Annotated in this window: 24 protein-coding genes; 15 read left to right on the top strand and 9 right to left on the bottom strand. The window is 41.6% G+C overall.

Features of this window, described 5'->3' with window-relative positions; translation table 11 throughout:
- Positions 1 to 382: 382 nt before the first annotated feature.
- Positions 383 to 934, bottom strand: coding sequence for a GNAT family N-acetyltransferase (locus LMH66_RS17175; RefSeq protein WP_229371608.1), 552 nt, complete (start codon positions 932 to 934; stop codon positions 383 to 385).
- A gap of 161 nt (positions 935 to 1,095) precedes the next feature.
- Complete coding sequence (locus LMH66_RS17170; protein WP_102526408.1) at positions 1,096 to 1,545, bottom strand: hypothetical protein; 450 nt, start codon at positions 1,543 to 1,545, stop codon at positions 1,096 to 1,098.
- Between the two features lie 458 nt (positions 1,546 to 2,003).
- Between LMH66_RS17170 and nhaC the strand changes: the two genes are divergently transcribed.
- Positions 2,004 to 3,482: a Na+/H+ antiporter NhaC gene (gene nhaC / locus LMH66_RS17165; protein WP_229371602.1), complete on the top strand. Its 1,479-nt coding sequence runs from the start codon at positions 2,004 to 2,006 to the stop codon at positions 3,480 to 3,482.
- Here nhaC and LMH66_RS17160 read toward each other — a convergent pair.
- Positions 3,479 to 4,831: an NAD(P)/FAD-dependent oxidoreductase gene (locus LMH66_RS17160; RefSeq protein WP_229371596.1), complete on the bottom strand. Its 1,353-nt coding sequence runs from the start codon at positions 4,829 to 4,831 to the stop codon at positions 3,479 to 3,481. The genes nhaC and LMH66_RS17160 overlap by 4 nt on opposite strands.
- 59 nt (positions 4,832 to 4,890) lie before the next feature.
- Positions 4,891 to 5,469: a GNAT family N-acetyltransferase gene (locus tag LMH66_RS17155; protein WP_229371589.1), complete on the bottom strand. Its 579-nt coding sequence runs from the start codon at positions 5,467 to 5,469 to the stop codon at positions 4,891 to 4,893.
- 223 nt (positions 5,470 to 5,692) lie between these two features.
- Here LMH66_RS17155 and LMH66_RS17150 point away from each other — a divergent pair, with 223 nt between their 5' ends.
- The 4 genes from LMH66_RS17150 to LMH66_RS17135 all read left to right on the top strand — a co-directional run bounded on the left by LMH66_RS17150 (position 5,693) and on the right by LMH66_RS17135 (position 9,554).
- Positions 5,693 to 6,400 carry a spondin domain-containing protein gene (locus LMH66_RS17150; RefSeq protein ID WP_102526448.1) on the top strand — a complete coding sequence of 236 codons (708 nt, stop codon included), beginning with the start codon at positions 5,693 to 5,695 and terminating at the stop codon, positions 6,398 to 6,400.
- Positions 6,401 to 6,411: 11 nt separating this feature from the next.
- Positions 6,412 to 7,164, top strand: coding sequence for a spondin domain-containing protein (locus tag LMH66_RS17145; protein WP_229371583.1), 753 nt, complete (start codon positions 6,412 to 6,414; stop codon positions 7,162 to 7,164).
- A 118-nt stretch (positions 7,165 to 7,282) separates the two neighbouring features.
- Positions 7,283 to 8,017 (top strand): response regulator transcription factor, encoded by a 735-nt coding sequence (locus tag LMH66_RS17140; RefSeq protein ID WP_102526399.1) that lies wholly within the window; start codon positions 7,283 to 7,285, stop codon positions 8,015 to 8,017.
- 82 nt (positions 8,018 to 8,099) lie between these two features.
- Positions 8,100 to 9,554, top strand: coding sequence for a sensor histidine kinase (locus tag LMH66_RS17135; RefSeq protein ID WP_229371576.1), 1,455 nt, complete (start codon positions 8,100 to 8,102; stop codon positions 9,552 to 9,554).
- Between the two features lie 165 nt (positions 9,555 to 9,719).
- Here LMH66_RS17135 and LMH66_RS17130 read toward each other — a convergent pair whose 3' ends face one another.
- Positions 9,720 to 9,938 carry a hypothetical protein gene (locus tag LMH66_RS17130; protein WP_102526397.1) on the bottom strand — a complete coding sequence of 73 codons (219 nt, stop codon included), beginning with the start codon at positions 9,936 to 9,938 and terminating at the stop codon, positions 9,720 to 9,722.
- Positions 9,939 to 10,286: 348 nt separating this feature from the next.
- Positions 10,287 to 11,351, bottom strand: coding sequence for a uroporphyrinogen decarboxylase (hemE, locus tag LMH66_RS17125; protein WP_102526396.1), 1,065 nt, complete (start codon positions 11,349 to 11,351; stop codon positions 10,287 to 10,289).
- A 469-nt stretch (positions 11,352 to 11,820) separates the two neighbouring features.
- On the opposite strand from hemE, the gene rsd reads away from it, so the two are divergent.
- Complete coding sequence (gene rsd, locus LMH66_RS17120) at positions 11,821 to 12,297, top strand: sigma D regulator (protein WP_102526395.1); 477 nt, start codon at positions 11,821 to 11,823, stop codon at positions 12,295 to 12,297.
- Between the two features lie 108 nt (positions 12,298 to 12,405).
- Here rsd and LMH66_RS17115 read toward each other — a convergent pair whose 3' ends face one another.
- The 3 genes from LMH66_RS17115 to LMH66_RS17105 all read right to left on the bottom strand — a co-directional run bounded on the left by LMH66_RS17115 (position 12,406) and on the right by LMH66_RS17105 (position 14,595).
- Entirely contained in the window at positions 12,406 to 13,449 is a 1,044-nt protein-coding gene (locus tag LMH66_RS17115; protein ID WP_229371569.1) for an MJ1255/VC2487 family glycosyltransferase, read from the bottom strand.
- Between the two features lie 105 nt (positions 13,450 to 13,554).
- Positions 13,555 to 14,079: a phosphatase PAP2 family protein gene (locus tag LMH66_RS17110; RefSeq protein WP_229371562.1), complete on the bottom strand. Its 525-nt coding sequence runs from the start codon at positions 14,077 to 14,079 to the stop codon at positions 13,555 to 13,557.
- Positions 14,080 to 14,337: 258 nt separating this feature from the next.
- Positions 14,338 to 14,595: a YgjV family protein gene (locus tag LMH66_RS17105; protein WP_102526446.1), complete on the bottom strand. Its 258-nt coding sequence runs from the start codon at positions 14,593 to 14,595 to the stop codon at positions 14,338 to 14,340.
- Between the two features lie 382 nt (positions 14,596 to 14,977).
- On the opposite strand from LMH66_RS17105, the gene rraA reads away from it, so the two are divergent.
- From rraA to LMH66_RS17060, 9 genes are all read left to right on the top strand, one after another.
- On the top strand, positions 14,978 to 15,463 hold the full coding sequence (gene rraA / locus LMH66_RS17100; RefSeq protein WP_102526393.1) for a ribonuclease E activity regulator RraA: 486 nt from the start codon (positions 14,978 to 14,980) through the stop codon (positions 15,461 to 15,463).
- 148 nt (positions 15,464 to 15,611) lie between these two features.
- Positions 15,612 to 16,649: a formimidoylglutamase gene (locus LMH66_RS17095; protein WP_229371556.1), complete on the top strand. Its 1,038-nt coding sequence runs from the start codon at positions 15,612 to 15,614 to the stop codon at positions 16,647 to 16,649.
- A gap of 600 nt (positions 16,650 to 17,249) precedes the next feature.
- Entirely contained in the window at positions 17,250 to 18,005 is a 756-nt protein-coding gene (gene ubiE / locus LMH66_RS17090) for a bifunctional demethylmenaquinone methyltransferase/2-methoxy-6-polyprenyl-1,4-benzoquinol methylase UbiE (RefSeq protein WP_102526391.1), read from the top strand.
- Positions 18,005 to 18,625 carry a ubiquinone biosynthesis accessory factor UbiJ gene (locus tag LMH66_RS17085; protein WP_229371551.1) on the top strand — a complete coding sequence of 207 codons (621 nt, stop codon included), beginning with the start codon at positions 18,005 to 18,007 and terminating at the stop codon, positions 18,623 to 18,625. Before ubiE ends, LMH66_RS17085 begins: the two co-directional genes overlap by 1 nt.
- The gene (gene ubiB, locus LMH66_RS17080; protein ID WP_229371547.1) at positions 18,622 to 20,271 is read left to right on the top strand and encodes a ubiquinone biosynthesis regulatory protein kinase UbiB; all 1,650 of its coding nucleotides are present in this window, start codon (positions 18,622 to 18,624) and stop codon (positions 20,269 to 20,271) included. Before LMH66_RS17085 ends, ubiB begins: the two co-directional genes overlap by 4 nt.
- 99 nt (positions 20,272 to 20,370) lie before the next feature.
- A complete protein-coding gene (gene tatA, locus LMH66_RS17075) occupies positions 20,371 to 20,610 on the top strand; it encodes a Sec-independent protein translocase subunit TatA (protein ID WP_102526388.1) in 240 nt (79 codons plus the stop codon).
- Positions 20,611 to 20,616: 6 nt separating this feature from the next.
- The gene (tatB, locus tag LMH66_RS17070; RefSeq protein WP_102526387.1) at positions 20,617 to 21,015 is read left to right on the top strand and encodes a Sec-independent protein translocase protein TatB; all 399 of its coding nucleotides are present in this window, start codon (positions 20,617 to 20,619) and stop codon (positions 21,013 to 21,015) included.
- Positions 21,016 to 21,025: 10 nt separating this feature from the next.
- On the top strand, positions 21,026 to 21,784 hold the full coding sequence (gene tatC / locus LMH66_RS17065; protein ID WP_102526386.1) for a twin-arginine translocase subunit TatC: 759 nt from the start codon (positions 21,026 to 21,028) through the stop codon (positions 21,782 to 21,784).
- Between the two features lie 58 nt (positions 21,785 to 21,842).
- Positions 21,843 to 22,400: a hypothetical protein gene (locus LMH66_RS17060; protein WP_229371540.1), complete on the top strand. Its 558-nt coding sequence runs from the start codon at positions 21,843 to 21,845 to the stop codon at positions 22,398 to 22,400.
- The last annotated feature ends 2 nt before the right edge of the window (positions 22,401 to 22,402 follow it).

Here is a 22,402-nt window from a genome sequence, read left to right as displayed (position 1 = left end):
GTGATCCAAGAGGGTATTGCTGTTGATACCCTTTTGGTCTGGTGTGGGCGAAGCGCCGCGACCTTGATTTTGCTTTCAGCTATAGTTAACAAAACAAAACGCCCCATCGGGAGCGTTAGTAATTTTTGAAGATGAACGAAGCAGAATCAAAACGAGGCCAAAAGATAAACAATACTCCGTTGGAAATTTTGCTTTTTAAATTTCGCCGGAGCGCTGAGGGATTATCAAGGGGGACAAGCGCTTTCCCCCTTAATTTTGGTGTGGGCGAAGCGCCACGATCTTGATGTAGATGTAGATGTAGATGTAGATGTAGAAGTAGAAGTGGATTTAGAAGTAGATTTATAAAATAAAAAATCACTTCGGCATTTCTGCCGAAACCCAATTACCAGTATGACTGCTCATTCAGTGCATCCACACAAAAACTATCCCCTTCAATCGGCTCAATCTCGCTGCCAACTAATGACTGTGCTAACCATCCTTCAGGGTAAGTCAGGATAAGAGGCGCTTTGATGCAGTCTTCGCTGATAGGGTTAAAGCCAACCTTAACGTAGTAGTTAGGGTCACCGTAAGTAAACACTAACTCAACCCCATTGTCTTTCAGCTGTTTTAAGCCAAAGCTAATTAGCTTTTGGCCAATCCCTTTTGCTTGAAAAGCAGTGCTCACCGCGACAGGAGATAAAATAAATGCATTGGCTTTATTCGCTAATGTTAAACGGCTAAAGAAGATAGCCCCTACAATCTTGCTTTCTATGGTTGCAACAAAACCCAACAAGTCTGTCGCTGGTGTTGTCACAATCAATTCAGAAACTAAGTGACCAATCACCTTGCCTTCAGCCTCGCCCTCAGCATCCCCAAACGATTGAGTAAATAACTCAATAACATCGTCTGTTGTGTTAGTAGTGAAAGTCGATAACTTTATAGTGTCATCTGTCATATTTTGCAATTAAGCCTCTGAAAAGGAATTTATTGATGTCATATAACATTATTATCGACGGTTATTTCACTACAAGCCAGTTTGCTAAAATCAAATTGCGACCCTAAAACAAAAAAGCCGAGCATGGGCTCGGCAAAGGGGTGATTCAAATGAAAAATGGGTTAATCACGGTTATCGGTATCTTCGTACTCAGTAATTTTGGCACCAAACTGATAGCCACCATTATTACGGTTGTATTCGCGAAATAAGCTTACAGAGAAATAGGTCGGTGCATCAGTATCAATCACACCTGAAACCACCTGTGCCAATGTTTCTACGTCATGCTCTGCAGAAAAATAGAAATGCTTGGTTTTCTGCAACGATAACTGCTTAGCTTGCTCTTTTGTGATAAGGATTTCACTAAACTGGGTCGCTACAATTCTCGTAAACTCAGTATGGTACGCATCCCCTTCTTCTAGCAACAGCATCGATGTTTCAGCCACCACCATTTCACTCATAGCTTGCTCTAATTGAGCTTGTTCAGATGCTTCATTGGCATTTGCCGTCGCTGAAACACCCAATGCGCTAAATGATAGCGACATAAGCACTGCGCCAATTTGTTTTTTATTCATGTAATACCTATATATCGTGGCGGTTTATTGAGGTGCGTAAGCCTCTCAATAAAGGAAAATCTCAATAACCGCAGTCTACCCTTTACTGATCTAAGCAATTAATCGCTTTTGAAGGACTCAACCCTCATATAGCTTGTTTAAGGTCTAAAGTTAACGGCTTAATGCCGTCGAACAAGCAGTTCAAATCACATCGACATTTTTCGGTAATATTTTAAATGGGTATTTATGCACGCTAAATAACTATTATGAATAGCTATGCTTAATAAATGTCTGAATTGTTAAAACCAGCTAAATCCAATCCAATTAACGGCTATAACAACGACCCACAAACATCGACTTGAGCTACTGCTTTATGGCAGGATGTCGCACTGTCACAATTTAATAACAATAGTAACCAAGGCTAAAAATAACTTATACCTAGCACGACCTATAATAAAAATAACATTAGGGATAGCTTTATGTCTGACTCTCAAATCAAGCAGCCGAGTTTGCTTGATGCACTCTTACCCGTCTTTGCATTAATCACTATGCTTGGCGCTGCGGTATACCTTTTTTCATCTGACAGCTCTTCAGGTGCTAACCAAATAGCGCTGATCCTTGCTGCGTGTATTGCCATCGTGATTGGTTATAAAAATGGTTACAGCTGGAACCAAATGGAGCGCGGAATAATCAACAGTATTGGTATCGCCACAGGCGCATTGCTGATTCTATTTACTGTGGGATCGCTCATTGGTACTTGGATTCTTTCAGGAACTGTACCGACAATGATTTATTACGGTATGCAAATCCTCAACCCCAAATATTTCTACGCTGCAAGTTGTATCTTGTGCGCGATAGTCGCTATCAGTATCGGCAGTTCATGGACGGTGGCCGGTACAATAGGTATTGCACTGGTGGGCATTGCCTCGGCAATGGGCTTAGATATTAATATCACCGCTGGCGCTATTATTAGTGGTGCTTATTTTGGCGATAAAATGTCGCCATTATCTGATACCACCAACCTTGCGCCCGCTGTTGCAGGTTCTAATATTTTTAGTCATATCAAGCATATGACTTGGACAACCGTGCCAAGCATCATTATTGCGCTCATTGTGTTTACGATTATCGGCTTGTCTGCGGATGTGTCGAGTTTTGACTCGCAACTAGGCACAACGTTAGCTCTGCTTGAGCAAACCTACGACCCCGGCCTGCATTTACTGTTACCCCTGTTAGTCGTGCTGTTTTTAGCAAACAAGAAAATGCCCGCTTTCCCTACCGTCATTTTAGGTACCATTGCAGGGGCAATTTGCGCAGCCCTTTTCCAATTCGACAACATCATAGCGTATGTTAATGAGCCCGATTTATTGCCATTTGTGGCGATCATTAAAGGCATTTGGATTGCAATGTTCGATGGTTACGTGGCAACCACGGGTGATGAGGTACTGGATAACTTACTCAGCCGTGGTGGCATGAGCAGCATGGTCACTACCGTTTGGTTAATTCTCTGTGCAATGGCGTTTGGTGGAGTAATGGAAGTAACAGGCTTACTTTCAAGGTTACTAGAAAGCATTCTTAGCTTAGTCACAGGTACTAGTAGCTTAATCATCACTACATTAGGGGTTTGTATCGGTGCTAACGTGATTACTGCCGACCAGTATATTGCCATTGTACTGCCTGGAAGAATGCTGAAACTTGAATATCAAAAACGTCAACTTGCTGCTGTGAACCTCAGCCGCGCCCTTGAAGACTCGGCCACTGTTACCAGCCCATTAATTCCTTGGAATACTTGTGGCGCATTTATGGCAAGCACCTTAGGTGTGGCGACTATCGCTTACTTGCCCTATGCGATATTTAACTTGGTCTGCCCATTTATCAGTGCATCGTACGCTTACTTTAATATTAAAATTGAGCCGCTAGAAGAAACCGAATTAACGATAACTAATCCAAGTGAAGGTTAACCGAATTTATCTTTTAACCAACCATAATGATAATAACCCCACTGCCCTATTCGCCTTGCTTTGGTAAAGGGCATCGCAGGCAGTGGCGCGTTATAAAGCGGTAAGTCAGGTAAAGATTCACCAGCAATACTTTGAGCTAGCCTAAAGGCAGCTTGAGCACTAAAAGATACTCCTGCGCCACAATAACCAAGGCTATAACCAACACCATTTTTACTGTACACATGGGGCATGTCATCCATTGATGCAGCAATCCAACCTGTCCAGTTATAGGCAATTTTTTTGCGGCTTAAATAAGGGAAACATTTATCCATAGCTAGCTTTAAGCGCTGACCATAAATAGGTTCAGCCGCATCTTTGCCCCATACCGCGCCTCTTCCGCCGAATAACAGTCGGTTATCAGGTAGCAGCCTAAAGTAATACTTTAATATTCTGGTATCCATGGTGACTTGGTTAGTATGCAAACCCGCTTGGGCTAGCTCATTATCGGTCAATGGCTCGGTGACAATAATATTACTTAAAATCGGTAAAAACTTGTCATCCACGCGCTGATTAAACTGTTTTGGTGAGTAGGCATTTCCCGCCATTATCACTTTGTTTGCCAACAGTTCACCATGCTCGGTAAGCAGTCGATGTTTACCGTTTTCTTCAATCCAATCGACAACACAAGACTGCTCATTAATGCTAATACCTTGCTTTTGAACCAATGATTTATAACCCAGTAACAATTTCAGCGGATTTACACCAAAGCCATCATTAAGCCTTAATGCACCATAAGCTTGGTGATGATTGAGATATTGATTTTTAAACTTATCAGCACTGATAAATTGCGCCGTAAAATCACTGTCTTGCGCCATGTTTTGCTGAATAAAATCAGCGGCGGCTTTAAGGCTGTTAAGCGCTTTGGGGTTATGCGCCACTTTAAGATAGCCATGTTCTTGGGGTTCACAGGCTATCTGGTGTTGATTTATCAGCCCTTCTACTCGGCTTACCGCTTGACTGAACTCCTGATAAATACCTTGTGCTGTAGCAAGATCCCACCGCTTTGCCATAGCTGAGTAGCCTAAGCGGCCTGAACCTTTAAGCACAAACCCCGCATTTCGTGCACTGGCACCAAACCCTACCTGATTAGCTTCAAGTACACGGCAATCAATATTAAATTCGGTTGCTAAGTAATACGCTGTTAGTAATCCAGTGTAGCCACCGCCGATAATCGCCACATCTGTTTGTTGACTACTCTTAAGTGAAGGTAGTAGCGCAGGCAAGCTTTCGGTCGATGCCCAATAACTATCTGCAAAAGGTTGTGATGCTGGCGTACTGTTGATTAAAGGATCGTAATAACTTGAGGGCATACAAGGTACTCATTTATCGGTGTGCTGAAATACATTAAAAGTGATGTTTTGAAGCGAACTTAGCGAAATTCAATCACCATTTCACAAGCGGTGCAGTGACAGTCATCACCACATATCACGCACAGGTAATCGCTGTTGTCATGTCGCTGATTCCAGCGACTCGGGTGCAACTTAATCAGTTCACCTCCAGCATGTGTAAAGTAGCCTACTGCCGAGTTATTGGGGCTTTGCTGCCACAAATGACTCACGCCAGCTTTAGCCCCTTGCTGCTTTACTGCTGCAATTGAAGCCTGCAATAGCCGAGAACCAATGCCTTTCCCTCGCTGACCTTCTGCCACTGTATTGCATTTGAAGTAACACATATCTTCAACGGAAACTGGCCACTTATCTGAGGTGCACCATTGATCAATGGGCCACTTTCCCGCCGCATAAGTTAATCGAAAACCGACGATAGTTGATTGACTGTCAATCTGTGAAGTTTCGTCACTTATCGCAATAAAATGCGCATTAATATTATTTTTTATGCCCATTTGATAAATTTTTTCAAGGGAGGCGAGATTTAAATAGCCTTCACCATGCACGAGATTACCAAGCTCTATAACCTGTTGAAAATATTCAGGAGTTAAGTTTCTTATCATTATTATATTGACTCCAATTGTCATCATTATATCGCCAAGACTACACAATAAATTCGGCAAAATAAACGTTGTTAATCTTTTGTGATAATTTGGCGATAACACAGTGAGATCCCTTTGCCAGAATCGTTAGCAATTAAACAAAAGGAGCTCTGTTATGAAATCATCAGTCTTAAAGGCGTCAGAAGTACAACCGTCAATTTCAGTATCAACATCATCTGCATCAATGAAAACTAAAGCGACTCTACTTTCACTTGGCCTAGTGGCTGCAGGTCTATTCAGTGTTTCAGCCACTGCTGCAGAATTAGAAATTAGCGTAGTTAACTTAACCCATGGTAATCACTTCACCCCAATATTAATTGCAGCTCATGATGCTGATAGCCACTTATTTGAAGTCGGCACCGAAGCAACACCAGCATTGCAAAAAATGGCCGAAGGTGGCGATGTTGGTGATTTAGACGCTGCTGTGATGGGCGCAGGTGGTTTTACCGCAGTTAACCCTGCGATGGGATTACTAGCACCAGGGGCTAATGTCAGCGAAGTGATGCTTGATTCCATGGAAATGACGCACCTTTCAATTGTTGCCATGGTGCTACCAACCAATGATGCCTTTATCGGTTTAGATGGTTGGGAAATCCCTACTGAAGCAGGTAGTTATACAGTTTACTTAAATGCCTATGACGCAGGCACTGAAGCCAATGATGAAATGGTTAATGGCGGCGGTATGGCAGGTGTTCCAGGTATTCCTGCAGCACCTGGTGGTGACGGAGGTATGAATGGTACTGGTGTTATGGATGGTTCTACTAATGCTAATGTTCACACTCATCCAGGTGTGCTTGGTGATACTGATGCAGCCGGTGGCGCAAGTGATTTAGATAGCCGCATTCATCGCTGGTTAAACCCTGTTGCGAAAGTAGTTGTTACTGTCAAATAAGGGGACTCGCGATGAGATATTTAACAAATAGTAAAACTAAACATACGCATAAATATAGCTTAACGGCAGTAGCATTAATTGCGGTGTTAGGACTAAGCGGTTGTTCTGATGATGACGATGAATCACCTACACCAGAACCTGTTACTCCGCCTGAACCGACTGTTGTAATGCAGACTTATACGGTTACCGTGACCAATTTAACGGCTAACCAACCTATGTCACCGATTGCCATTGCCTCGCACAGTAGTGATGTGATGTTGTGGCAAGCAGGTGAAGCTGCCAATGTTGCACTGGAAAAAATTGCTGAAGGCGGCGATGCTGCAGATGTTGCAGCAATTGAAGGCGTAACGTCTACGGTCAGTGGCGCAGGAATTTTAATGCCGGGTATGTCAGAAACTATCACTGTGACACTTGATGAAGCAGACATTGCCAATCTCACTGTCGCCACAATGTTAGTCAACACCAATGATGCGTTTACTGGCCTAAATAGTTATGACATTAGTATGTTGGCTGTTGATGAGTCAGTGTCGATGCGCGGTATGGTTTACGATGCAGGCACCGAAGCCAATTCAGAAGCACAAGGCACGATGCCTGGACCTGCTGATGGTGGCGAAGGATATAACTCAGAACGTGATGATGTAGATTTTGTTCATATTCATCCTGGTGTGATCACCATGTACGACGGATTGATGGACAGTGTATTAACGCCTTCACATCGTTTTGATAATCCGGCAATCTCCATTTCGATTAGTCGAACGGAATAGTAAAAACATCCATGATTAAGCTTAAACAAGTTTGTTAACAAATAAAAAACAAACAGGTTGAAATTTAATCTTCCCATCTCAGGTCTGGTTATTAGGGATCTGATTTGGGAAATTTTGGATGAACGATAACACTAAGCATAACGGCCACCAGATAAAGCAGCATATTTTATTGGTTGAAGACGAACAAGATTTAGCCAAGCTGATTATGTTGAATCTCACGGCATTAAACTACGAAGTGTTTCATGCCACGACCTTAAGCCAAGCCATGCAAATCATCGACACTAAATCACTCGATCTGATTTTAATGGATCGTATGCTCCCTGATGGTGATGGCATTATGCTTTGCCAGCAACTCAGAGAAGCTGGAAAATCATTGCCTGTGATGATGTTAACTGCCAAAGATTCAGAAGCCGATATTGTTTTAGGCTTAGAAGCTGGCGCAGACGATTATCTCGTCAAACCCTTTAGCGTATTAGAGCTTAGAGCAAGGGTTAAAGCCATGCTCAGACGCAGTAAAGTACAACAAGTACAAACTGAGCAATTGGAGTTTAACGGGGTCACCATTAACTCCACAACCCGCGAAGTAGTGTCTAACAATAGTACGTTAGAGCTCACAGCGAGAGAGTTCGATTTATTACTGTTTCTTGCCCAGCATCCCCTGCAAGTGTTTAGCAGAATGCAGTTATTAGAAGCAGTATGGGGTTATAACTATGACGGCTATGAGCACACTGTTAATAGCCATATAAATCGCTTGCGCACTAAGCTTTCTCGAAGCCCTGGCCACCCGGAATTAGTCAAAACAGTATGGGGAGTCGGTTACAAATTTTCACCACCCGAAGCTGGGGCACATTAGCGCTATTGAATTAAACGCACTTCAAATTAACTCAGTACTCTGACTTCATTCACCCTAGTCGAACCAAGGTAGGTCCCGCATCATGAATCGATTATTTAACCGGCTGTTCCTATCTGCGACTGTGGTGGTATTACTGTTATTTGTCGCACTGTGGCAGTGGTTGCAACTGAATCACGAATTTAGTCGTAATCAAATTCAGCAATCATTACATCTGCAACTTGCCGAACATATGGCGCATATCAACCCGTTACTTTCACAAGGTATTACCTCTGATGCCGCGCTAAAGGAAGCATTTCATGACTTTATGCTGTTAGGGCCAAGCTTTGAAATTTATACCCTTGATCCCGAAGGCCGTGTCATCGCTTATGATGCCAAAGAAGAAAAAATCAAAAAAGATCGCGTCAACCTAAGCCAAATTCAGCAGTTTATTGCAGGTGGTGACTTACCGATTTTAGGCACAGATCCACGCTCAACTGAAACCCAGAAAATATTCTCCGTCAGTCCACTAGTGACAGAAAACGGCCTTCATAGTGGATATTTATACGTAATCATTGGCGGCGAGGATTATGACAGTTGGCAGGCGTTAATTAATTCGGAAAACCAGCCTAAACTTTGGGGCGCAACAATCGGTTTTTGGGTGATTTTCGCATTGATTCTATTTGTGCTGTTATTAGGCTTTTTTACCCGCCCAATTCAAAAGTTAGCCAGCGATTTAACCCGTCTTAAAGACGCTCCCCTAGAAGAAAATCTTGCCTTACCCAATCGTTATAACGGCAGTTTAGAAATCAAAAAACTCAGCGAGCATATTAATCATTTACTGCAAGAGCTCAATAATCAGCATCAACAAGTCAAACGTCAGCAACAGGCCAAACATGATTTTTTACTGCATTTATCCCATGACTTAAAAACCCCATTAACATCATTGATTGGCTATATCGACACTTGGTTACTGTCTCCACCCGACGAACGTCAGCCAGAGTACATTGAATATGCTGCCAATTCTGGGCAAAACTTACAGCAATTATTATCGCAGTTACTTGAGCTTGCCGCCCTTGAAAATGGCCAAATCAGTGCTCAAATAGCTAAGATTAATCTGCGTGAAGTCTTACTCGATTTAAATCAAACTTTTGCCCCTAGAGCAAAAAAACTAGGGATTAGATTAGATTTTAATGTCACGGATCAACTGCAGGTTTATACCGATCCTCAGCTGATGAGGCGGATTTTAAATAATCTCGTCGACAACGCACTGCGATACACACCTAAAGGCGGCACGATAACGGTTTACAGTGAAACACATCATGATCAAACGTGGTTAGCGGTTGAGGATACTGGCGCAGGCATGCACAAGCATGAAGTAGAGGCTTTGAAACAGTTATCTATGCAGCAGCTTAACTTTGAGCCAAATCAAGCGCTGCCACAACTCGGAGTTGGCTTAGCCATTGTCAGGCAGTTATTAGGCTTATTGAAGTGCCGAATTGATATAAAAAGTACCCCAGGAAAGGGAAGTCACTTTATGATTGAGCTAGCAACGCATTAACTCTTTCGTTGCTACTGCAATATTTTAAGAAAAAACAAAGGTTAAAAAACAAGAAAGCCACCTTAAAATGGTGGCTTTATTTATTATCTATCGACAGCGTCGCTAAATAATCATTCTGAGAGTATTCCCGTTTATGAGCATCACTCTCAATGAATCAGGCTGTGACTAGCCATTTTCAATTGAAAGGTACAAAGCTTTAATTTTGTGGAAGAAAAGACTCACAAAACCAGCAGCTAAACAGCCCCACATTAGCAATACGGCAGCAACAGTTACGAATTGCCCCATGTAGTAACCAGCATTAGCAACATAGATGTAATGGGTACCAGGTAGCAGTGCAGCAAAAATAGCAAAGAATACTAACGCAACAATAATTTGAACTTTCATATTTATCTCTCTTTTGGCAAAGGCTACTAGATGTGGCTTCCATCCCAGCATAAAACAAAGCTAGTCAGCTTATTAATATTATTCTCACAATGAGCATAAAATATCAAATTAGTTCCATGAAGAGTTTTGCAAAGATCACAAAATAGAATATTCCATTCTCACTTTGTGATAAAGCGCACCTAAATAGTTAAAACAATGATTTATATAGTCTAACAGTCCTTTGTTAATTTTCTATTTATTCTTGCCATAAAAAAAGACGAGCCATGCTCGTCTTTTATTTAATACCCAAATTATGCACCATCAATTATTTGCGGCGCTTTATTTATGGTATTTTTATTTATGGTACTTTTATTTATGGTACTTAGGCGATAATTGATTAACTGAGTTAATGAATGCGCCAGCATGCTCTGGATTAACATGTTGATGAATACCATGACCCAAGTTAAATACATGGCCAGTACCTTCACCGTAAGATGACAAGATTTGGTCAACTTCTTGATGAATACGCTCAGGAGATGCGTAAAGTACAGATGGGTCCATGTTGCCTTGAAGTGCAACTTTATGTCCAACACGACGACGTGCATCACCGATGTCAACAGTCCAGTCTAAACCTAGTGCATCACAACCTGTTTCAGCCATAGATTCTAACCACAGTCCGCCACCTTTAGTGAATAAGGTAACTGGTACTTGGCGACCGTCTGCATGGCGAGTTAAGCCATCAACGATTTTTTGCATGTAACGTAGTGAGAATTCACGGTAAGCGTGGTGAGATAACGCACCACCCCATGAATCAAAAATCATTAACGATTGCGCGCCATTAGCTACTTGTGCGTTTAGGTATAAGATAACTGAGTCAGCTAACTTGTCTAAAAGCATGTGTAATGTTGCTGGCTCTTCGTAAGCCATTTTCTTGATCTTTTCGAAAGTCTTGCTTGAACCACCTTCGACCATGTAAGTCGCTAGTGTCCAAGGTGAACCAGAGAAACCGATTAAAGGTACTTCACCTTTAAGTTCACGACGAATAGTGCTAACAGCACGCATCACGTAACCTAATTCATCTTCTGGATCTGGAATGCAAAGCTTTTTGATTGAATCGATGGTGTCAGTAGGACGTTCGAAACGTGGGCCTTCACCTGTTTCAAAGTAAAGACCTAAGCCCATTGCATCTGGAACGGTAAGAATATCTGAGAATAGAATTGCAGCATCTAAGTCGTAACGACGAAGTGGTTGTAACGTCACTTCACATGCTAAATCTTGGTTCTTACAAAGAGACATAAAGTCACCCGCTTCTGCGCGAGTCGCTTTATATTCAGGTAGATAACGTCCAGCTTGACGCATCATCCACACAGGTGTTTTGTCAACAGGCTGTTTTAATAAGGCGCGTAAATAACGATCATTCTTTAATTCTGCCATTGGGCTTAATTCCTAAACATATAGTGATATCCGCTGGCGCGTAGTTTAGCACTTATGCGATTAATGTAACCAGCGATGCTAAATTAATGTGAACTAACACCCTAACTAGTATCGAAATTGCTAATGTAATCGTTAGCATGCTCACAATAATACCCATATTTAGGTATCAGGTAGCCTAATTGGATAAAAAAGTTGCACCTCTTGTTCGCCTTTGGTATAAAAAGTCTGCGCTAGCAAGAACAATCAAGAAGCACGATAAATCGAGCCCTTAAAAAAATCTATTTGCCCAGTGGTAGCTTGCTATCACTGGGCATTTTTCTTTTTATGCTATTTCCCCGTGATACAAATCACTATCAAATAAGACCTTATCTGGTCGATCCATTAGATCTTTTACAGAAAACAGTTGATCAATAGTCACTTTCTCTCATACATTAAGTGATATGGATTAGTTGCAACACTGGAATTCGTTATGCTGACAAAACTGGAAAAAGCCGAACAAAAATGGGGCGGCTCTAACAAGCTTGTCGATCAATGGCTACATCATCGCAGAACGTTGCTGATCCAATATTTCAAAATTGCCGGCCTTGCGCCATATACCATGCCCGCTAAAAGCCTGCCTAAAGCTGATGCTGTTAAGCAATTCTGTGCACAATTGGTGGATTATGTCTCAGAAGGCCACTTCGAAGTCTATGATCAGGTGGTAACTGAATGCGAGAAATTTGGCGAAAGCAGTAAAGAAAGAGCGCAAACATTATTACCACAAATCAGTGAAACCACTGATGCAGCCCTCGACTTTAATGATAAATACACTGAAGCCGATAATGATGATGTATTAATGGACCTAGATGCAGACCTCTCTAAATTAGCTCAAGCAATGGAAACCCGCTTTGCCTTCGAAGATGAACTACTTGAGCAACTTCACGAGCACCATTCAAAAGCAAGTTAACTCGCTTAACACTTATCCATTTAAGCCTTATTCACACATTAAAATGCTCTCTTTGATTTTCATCAAAAGAGAGCTTCTCTAGCACGTATAACGATCCACTTACCTAGCTTATTTACGCCAATTATCTGGTAACTCTACCTGTGACCAAAGATCATTACACAACACTTGATGCTGATGCCAATCACCTTGCTTAAGCCACTTAACCAGTGCATCACCCACTTGTGGATATTTAATCGGCTTAGGTGAAGCTGACTTAAGCCAGCGATTTAAAATACCTGCATCTAGTTTATCCATGCTTTGCGCTGCAGCTAATAACTCTAATGCTGCCACATTAGAGGACTGTTCAAACTGCCCCTGCAATGGCTTAACCAGCAGCTTCTTGCCAAGGGTCATCGCTTCACTCGCCAATTCAAAGCCTGCATTACCAATCACCCCACCACACTGAGACATATGCTGCTTAAATCCTTCACGATTAAAACCAAACCAATTTATGTGTTCGGGTAATCCCTGTAACGGTTTATCTGCGTGATAAACAAAAAATTGATACTCTGAGAATGGGCTTAAAAATTTGGCAATAGTGTCGGTATTTTCAAACGGAAGATACACCAATATTTGATGACTATGATCGCCAGAGTTAGGTTCTACTTCGACAAATGGCGGTAATATTGGAAACCCAAAATGGTGCCAATGACAACCAAGCTTAATATCTGTTGGCGCAAAGTTATTTAATAGTACCCGATCAAACCAGCTCATCCCCTGCTTTGGCACAGGATACTGCAGCGCAGCTTGATGACTAATACTGATGGAGGTAACCCCTTGTTTTTTAGCCGCCCATGCCGTAACAGGCTCAAAATCATTCAAGACTAAATCGTAATCAGACAAATCCATTTTCTGAACTTCAGATAAAATAGATGACGATAAATTACGTTTCACCGTTTTGGTCAAATTAACTCGACCTGACTCAGTAATAAACGACATCCCCTCTCTTACTTGATAGTCACCAAAGCACTCCATATCAAAATATTGATCTTTATTACGACCGCTAAATAAAAAGTCGACTTCGACATCTGTTTTACTCAATGATTTCGCCATGACACGCGCACGGCTAATATGGCCATTTCCAGTCCCTTGAACACCATATAATATTTTCATAAAGTTCCTTGTGCTAACTCAAGCAATATTGCATCACACTTAGGGTGACGGTGAGTTGTTAATTAGACATCTTGTTATTTAAAGCAATATAAATACGCTATCGGATTAAATAAATTGTTCAGCCAAGGTGACTGCGCCGATACCCAGCCCCATACCAGCCAAAATATCTAACGGGTAATGCACACCTAATGCGATTCGAGATAAACCAATAAAACCAGCCCAAGCAAACGCGATTGGTGCCAATATAGGAAACGTTGTCATGACAACCGACGCCATAATAAAAGCTGCTGCAGTATGTCCTGACGGTAAACTGAATTTATCTGAAGGTTGAAAGTCAGACTCGAAACCTGCAAATGCAGCGCAAGGACGAGTGCGACGAATAGAATTTTTTAATAACAAATAAAGTGGCAGTTCAATCACGTAACTTACAAGCATCAAATTAAAAAAATGGCTGCCTTGTGGGTGAAGAAACAATAAGCCTACCGCCATGTACACGTAGCAATGACCATCACCTGTTGCTGACACTTTTTTAGCAAAATCAGTGATTTTATGATCACGACAAAAAGTCAAAATATGACAAAACAACTGCTTGTCTAAGTTGGCGATGCTTAACGTCACGTCCTTTGCCATAATTGTGCCCTTATTGATTAATTGTTATTCAACCATTGTAAGGACTGTAAATATTTCGAATGACGGAGACATGACAATCTATCGAAAGTTTTATGACAAAGTGTTAATTAGACTGTCTCGAGAAAGAATTAATTGAGCGTACTTAGGGAGGATTTAGCCAACGAGACTTAAGTTAAGGTGATTAAGTTAAGGTGATTAAAGTTACTTAAGGCAATAAAAGTAAGGTGCCTTGGGAAGACACCTCATTCGACAAAAAATTTAAGCTGATGCTTCTGCAAGATTGTCGGATTTACTGGTGCGATAGATTTTGATCAAATGAAAAATATTGATCCCAGCCACGAACGCGTTCATACCAGCCACTGGCCATGCTTCAATTTGTACACCGTAAATAACGAATAATGTACAACCAACAAAATTTAACCAGCGAAGCCAAATAATGTCTTTCATCATTAACGAAATCGCCACCATAACAGATGCGCCATAACCAATGATTTCAACAACGTCTAACCCTTCCATAAGAACCTCTAAGTAAGGCTCTCTGCCATCCATAAGCGTTACGGGGGGTCCGTGCCCCTAAAGCAAATAAAACAAACTGCATTTAATTAAGTGCTGATATTAACAAAAATTCATACAAGGTTGTAATAAAAATCCGTAATATGATGACTAAGATCAATATTTGTTTCACCCCAAGGCCATTATGTAAGTTACTTTCTTACAGACTAAGCTAAACTGGATCATTATGGCTGCTTATAACATCAGGTTATAAATCAACTTGTTGCTTTATCGCATTCTGGTGATGAATATCGCTGTTAATTTCAAAAAAAGCTCATATAATTCATTTAAGATTGCTTAACTACTGGCGAATTTATTCAAATCGCTAACCCCAAGGAGTGTCACTATGGAATACAACACCTCAGAACTGTGTGATATGTATTTAGATGTTGTTGATGTCGTCGAACCTATGTTCAGTAACTATGGCGGTACTAGCTCTTTTGGTGGTTCTATTAGCACCATTAAGTGCTTTGAAGATAACGGCCTGATTGCTGATGCTCTTCAGGCTGATGGCGAAGGCAAAGTATTATTAGTTGATGGTGGTGGCTCTATGCGCCGCGCATTGGTCGATGCTTCTATCGCAGAAATTGCAGTTGCTAATAAGTGGGAAGGCATTATTGTTTATGGCTCTGTAAGAGACGTAGACACATTAGAAGAAATGGACATTGGTATTCAAGCACTTGCTTCAATTCCAATTGGCGCCGACAGTAATGGTGTTGGTGAGGTCGAAATACCAGTCAATTTTGGCGGTGTGACTTTCCTACCTTTCGATCATATTTATGCTGATAACACTGGGGTGATTTTATCGCCTGAAGCTTTAGATATTGAATAATCGATTCAATATTGCATAATCTATTCAATAATGCATAAATAAACTAAAGCCAGCTATGCTGGCTTTTTTATTGCCTGTAAAATAAACGCTAATGAATAAATTAGATATCACTGCTCACATAACAATAATAACGAGATAAGTAGGCCCTATGCTGCAAATGATGACTCAAGCCTGGTTAGATACATATCTATCAACGCGCGATGGCGAAACCAAGTTAGGCCAGCAGGTGCAATTGCTCAGTCAGGTGAACACTCAACCTAGCGAGCTAAAACATGCCCTTGTACAAGCAAAAAATCAAGGCGTACAGTTTGTGATCTTGGGTATCAGTGAAGATGCAGGCCCCAGAGCCAACTTAGGCCGTGGCGGTTCAACCACTGCATTTAATGCAGCAATGAGCCAGCTACTGAATTTACAATCAAACCGCTACCTCAACGGCAGTGAATGTCTTATTTTAGGTAATATTGAACCTAAGCAACTCGATACTCACGCCAGTACAGAACAACTAAGACAGGCTACAGCTGAACTTGACCAACAAGTCATTGAAGTAATCAGTCACATTCTCGCAGCAGAGCTTGAGCCTATTGTGATTGGTGGCGGCCACAATAATGCTTATGGATTATTAATGGCGCTGAAGTCTCATTTCAATCAAGCCGCCGCAGCCGTAAACCTAGACCCCCATAGTGATTTCAGACCTCGAGAAGGACGACATAGTGGCAATGGCTTTAGTTACGCCGCAGCCAATGGCGCCTTAGCTTATTACCACGTTCTAGGACTACATGAGCTTAAAAACAGCGAAACCACTCTAGAGCAGCTAAGTTTATTTGGCGGCGAGTGGCATAGCTTTCAGCAAATATGGGTCAGGCGAGAAGTGAGTTTGGAAGAGGCTCTAAAGGCAATTGCCAACAACTTAAACCAAACCCAGCTTCCTGTTGCGCTCGAACTGGATGTCGATGCTATTGCAAAAATGCCCAGCAGTGCATCAACGTTTGCTGGCGTGCCATTGTTAGATGCATGTCATTACATCCACTATATAGCCAAACACTGTCAAACGGCATATCTGCACATTGCAGAAGCCGCGCCCCAATGTCATGAGGCTGGTGAAATCGCAGGCAATAGAGATGTTGGTCAAAGTGTTAGCGAATTAATATATGCCTATATTCAAGCGAAGAAACCTGTCCAATATTAGGCGTGTGATCTTAGCTAGTTGAACGTTGTTCAAGATAAAAACGGATTAAGCGGCGGCGAGAGAATTGCCGCCTCGTAATCTAAGCACTCTTTGTACGCAAAAAATTCGCTCAATAATGCAGAATCCGTTTTTAGCCGAATCTTTCAGGCAGCGTTTGTTGTCCACTTTTTACAACGTTATCGGCTTTTATGCAGAATAACTGCACCACAAAGCCTCCGTCTTGTCTAAATCAACAACATTTCGCTGCAAAAACAACCTTAAAAGTTCAACACACCTTAAGCTCAATAACTAACAGTCATCTCAACAGGCTTGGCTATAGTTGAACCCTGTTATTAGATTAAACGTATCAATTACTGCTCATGTGTTATTTCACCATTTACAGGCTATTCAATATCGAACAGATTTATGGTCTAATGCAGGGCAATTTTAGTAGAACTGTTTTTACAGCGCTATTTACACAAAAGCATATATCGATTCTGTATCGCTGAATTCCACGCTGTTTCTAGTAAACTGGATCACACTCTCGCTGATTAAAGTTTCTGCAAAGCAAGCAATGGCATACACTCGCTGTTAATTACCGCATATTATAGGAATACACAGATGTCTGAGGGCGACCCAAAGAACACTCATTTTGGTTATAAGACCGTTGATTCAGAAAAGAAAGCTGACTTAGTCGCTGACGTATTTCACTCGGTTGCAGCTAAATACGACATTATGAATGATGTCATGTCATTTGGTGTTCATCGTTTCTGGAAACGCCACACTATTGCAACTGCTGGCGCACGTCCTGGCATGAAAGTGTTGGATCTGGCCGGTGGTACTGGTGACTTAACCGCTAAATTCTCACATTTAGTCGGCGACCGTGGCCAAGTTATTTTAGCGGACATTAACGACTCAATGTTAAAAGTTGGTCGGACTAAATTACGCGACAAAGGCATTGTGGGTAACGTAGATTATGTTCAAGCCAATGCTGAAGCCTTACCGTTCCCTGATAATTATTTCGACATTATCACTATCGCATTTGGCCTACGTAACGTAACAGATAAAGATGCAGCATTACGTTCAATGCGCCGCGTGCTAAAACCAGGCGGAAAGTTATTGGTGCTTGAGTTCTCAAAGCCACAACATGAAGTAATGCGCAAAGTTTACGATATGTATAGCTTTAAAGTATTGCCTAAAATGGGCGCACTAATCACTCAAGATGCTGACAGCTATGAGTACTTAGCTGAATCAATTCGTATGCACCCAGATCAAGAAACATTAAAGCAAATGATGATTGATGCAGGTCTTGAGCAAGTTGATTACACCAACATGACTGATGGTGTTGTTGCATTGCACCGTGGTTATAAGTTCTGATGCAGCCCAACCATTTTTCATTACTGACTTGCGCTGCTCTAGAAACTGCCATTGCGCAGTTACAAGCGCAAGATCAGGGTGAATATGCACGCCTTAAAAACTTACACGGCAAAGTGTTCTGCATTCAATTAAGTCAGCTTGAATGGCCTTTATATTTAGTCTTTGCTAAACAAGTTCAAGTACTCAGTATTTATGATGGGGATATCGATGTCAGCGTGACAGCCGATGCCACCACACTTTACCAAATATCTGAAGGCGAAAGCCTAACAGAGCTGATTAAACAAGATAAGCTGAAGCTTGATGGCGACGTTAACTTATTACAAAGTTTTAGCCATTATCTGCGTCATATTGAATTAGATTTTGCAGAGCCCTTGTCACGTTATATTGGGGATGCTCCGACGCATATGTTGGTTTCTGGCGCTAAACAACTTGCCAGTTCAGCAAAGCAGGTTTTTGAAAAGTCACGTTCTCACGTTGGCCAATTAACCACCGAAGAATATCGTCTTGCCCCCCATCAAATAGAATTCATTCATTTTCGTGATAATCTTGAAGAACTCGCTGATAGCACATCGGCACTGGTTACCCAAATAGATAAATTAAGAGAAAAAATTACCCCATGACAATTGCAAGTATCAGGCGCGGTTATCAAGTCATCAAAACTGTATTACATTACGGCTTAGACGAACTTTTACCCAGTAATAAAACACCCTGGTACTTCTCTCTTCTGCGACACAGCTTTTTCTGGCTCCGTAACCAACACAAAGATAAGCCATCAGCTCAGCGGCTAAAATTGGCAATGCAAGAGTTAGGGCCGGTTTATATCAAGCTCGGACAAATGCTATCTACACGTCGTGACTTACTCAATGATGAGTGGGCAGAAGAACTAGCCATGCTTCAAGACAGAGTACCTCCATTCGATTCAGCTTTAGCCCGCGAAGCCATTGAAGCCGAACTAAAAGCGCCGATTGAAAGCTTATTTGATAATTTTAATGAAACGCCATTGGCTTCAGCGTCGATCTCGCAAGTGCATACCGCAAACCTCAAAGAAAATGGCGCTGAAGTGGTATTAAAAGTGCTTCGCCCAAATGTTGAAGCGCAAGTACAAGCTGATTTACAGCTTATGTGCCAAGCGGCGAGCTTTTTAGAAAGATTACTAGGCGAAGGCAACCGCTTACGCCCTGCTGAAGTGATTGAAGATTATCGCACCACAATTCTGGGGGAACTCAATTTAAACCTTGAAGCCCTTAATGCGATTAAGCTTCGCAATAACTTCTTAGATTCTGACGCACTGTACGTACCTTACGTATATGAAGATTATTGCTACTCCCGTCTAATGGTAATGGAGCGTGTGTATGGTATTCCTGTTTCCGATGTTGAAGCACTGAGAGCCCAGGGCACCAATTTAAAATTACTTGCTGAGCGCGGTGTTGAGCTGTTTTTCACCCAGGTATTTCGTGATAATTTTTTCCATGCAGATATGCACCCCGGCAATATTTTCATTAGCCGTGAGCACCCAGAAAACCCATTTTATATCGGCATGGATTGCGGGATTATGGGCACCTTGAATGATGTCGATAAACGTTATTTAGCTGAGAACTTCCTTGCGTTTTTCAACCGAGATTATCAGCGTATTGCTCAGCTCTATATTGAATCTGGCTGGGTATCAGAAAACACCGATGTGTTAGCATTCGAGCAAGCGGTTAAAGTGGTTTGCGAACCAATGTTCAATAAACCATTAGATGAGATTTCTTTTGGTCATGTATTACTAGAGTTGTTCCGCACCGCTCGTCAGTTCGATATTGTGGTACAGCCGCAATTAGTCTTGCTTGAAAAAACCTTACTGTACATCGAAGGTTTAGGCCGTCAGCTTTACCCACAACTCGATCTTTGGTCGACAGCGAAACCTTTTTTAGAGCAATGGATGTCTGAGCAAGTCGGGCCTAAAGCGATATTTGACAAAGTAAAAATGAAGTCGCCATATTGGGCTGAAAAACTGCCAGAATTCCCAGAGCTTATTTACGACAACCTAAAAGTGGGTCGTAAACTGCTAGGAACACAACAACAGATGCTAGATAAGTATCTGAAGTTTCAACACAAAGCTCATAAAAGTAACTACTTCTTAATAACATCTGCTGTATTGTTGATCTGCGGCACACTATTATTAAATCAAGACGCTACACTATGGCCTTCTTATATTTGTCTAACTGCAGGTATAGTGCTTTGGTTCACAGGATGGCGATCCAGACCAAAGAATCGTAAATTTTAACTAGCACTTATTCATTAGAGGTTCATAATACTCAATATAATGAGTGCTAAAATTTAGGCATTATTAAAAACACTTTTTTATTCTATAGAGGAAATGTTCATGGGCGGCATCAGTATTTGGCAGCTTCTTATCGTTGCGTTAATTGTTGTTTTGTTATTCGGAACTAAAAAGTTACGTTCTTTAGGTGGTGATTTAGGTGGAGCAGTTAAAGGCTTCAAAAATGCTATGAATCCTGAAGATGAAGAGAAAAAATCTTTAGAAGATAAAGATAGCACTGCAAAAACCTCTCAACAGGCAACTGAACAAAAGTCCGAGTCAAAGGACAAAGAACAGGCGTAATTCATTATGTTCGACGGTATTGGCTTTATGGAGCTACTGCTGATTGGAATTTTGGGGCTAGTGGTTCTCGGCCCCGAAAGACTTCCTACTGCGGTACGTTCAATCTCTGGGTGGATTCGCTCATTAAAGCGAATGGCAAACTCTGTTAAAGACGAATTAGAGCAAGAGCTTAAAATCGAAGAGCTTCATGCTGACTTAAAGAAAGCTGAAAGCAAAGGTTTGTCTAACCTATCTCCTGAATTACAAGAGTCTATTGATCAGCTAAAAGATGCTGCGCAATCCGTTAATCGTCCCTACCAAGTAGAAGACGTTAAAAAGGATGCACCTAAAGCGGAATCAGCTGAAAGCAGCACTGAATCAAGTGCGCCAACAAATGACTCAACCAGTTCAAATACCAAAAGCTAGCGGGTAATCAATGTCACAACAGCTACCTCTCATTAGTCATTTGCTTGAATTGCGTAATAAATTACTCAGAGCTATCGGCAGTGTTTTGCTGGTGTTTATCTGTTTAGTTTACTGGGCAAATGATATATACCATTACATGGCGATTCCATTAATGCAGTCACTGCCTGAAACAAGCAGTATGATTGCTACTGATGTAGCTGCGCCATTTTTCGCCCCATTTAAGTTAACCTTAGTTTTATCATTTTTTGTGGCGATTCCTTATGTGCTTTACCAAGCTTGGTCGTTTGTTGCACCAGGTTTATATAAGCATGAAAAACGTCTAGTGACCCCTCTGTTATTCAGCAGTACTTTGCTGTTTTATTTAGGGATCGCGTTTGCTTATTACATTGTATTCCCGGTTGTATTTGGCTTTTTCACCAGTGTTGCACCTGAAGGTGTTACTGTGGCAACCGACATCAGCAGCTATTTAAGCTTTATTCTAAAGTTGTTTTTTGCCTTTGGTTTGGCCTTTGAAATCCCTGTTGCTGTGGTATTAATGTGCTGGGCAGGTGTCACCACACCTGAAGAGCTTAAGCAAAAACGACCATATATTGTCGTTGGTGCTTTTGTCGTTGGCATGATGCTAACGCCACCAGATATTATTTCTCAAACAATGTTAGCAATTCCTATGTTAATATTATTTGAAGGCGGACTATTAGCAGCCAAGCTATATACGCCGAAAGAAGATACAGATAACGAAGAGTCTGAGAGCGAACGCACCGACAGCTAAAGTTAATTGCATTTGTTACTCATGGACTAGTAAAACAATAATAAAGAAGGATTCTGTTATGCGTTTAACCTTGGTTGCCACTTTTGCTTTGGCTATCTCTTCTCAAGCTCATGCTAGCATCGAGCAACAACTGGCTAATTGTGCCAGTCATACTGATAAATTAGACCGCCTAATGTGCTTTGACGCATTGGCGGCTTCAGTTAATACCGCAGTTCCTACTCAGCTTCCCGCTGCTGTGTCTACAACTTCAACAGAAGCTACAGCCGTTGCAACCACAGCAGTTGCAGCAAACACCCCTACGACTGTTGCACCTGCTGTTGCAAGTGTTGCTTCAACTCAAGCTGCCAGTACTGCTGAACAAGAGTTTGGTTTAAAGAAAAAGAAAGAAGAAGTAAAAGTCGATCGTTTGTATCTTGAAATCGAAAAAATTAAGAAAGATCCATATGGCTCATTAATTATTACTTTTACCAATGGTCAAACATGGAAGCAAACTGAAACTGTCAGATATAAAGTCAAAGTTGGCCAGACAGTTTATATTGAAAAAGGTGCGCTAAGCTCCTTCATTTTAGGTAGTGACGAACGCAATTCGACGACACGAGTTAAGCGCGTTAACTAGTC

Source organism: Shewanella sp. 10N.7 (assembly GCF_020806285.1).
Classification (GTDB): domain Bacteria; phylum Pseudomonadota; class Gammaproteobacteria; order Enterobacterales; family Shewanellaceae; genus Shewanella; species Shewanella electrodiphila.
The sequence above is the reverse complement of the archived record's forward strand: the minus strand, read 5'-3'. Positions and strand labels throughout refer to the sequence as shown.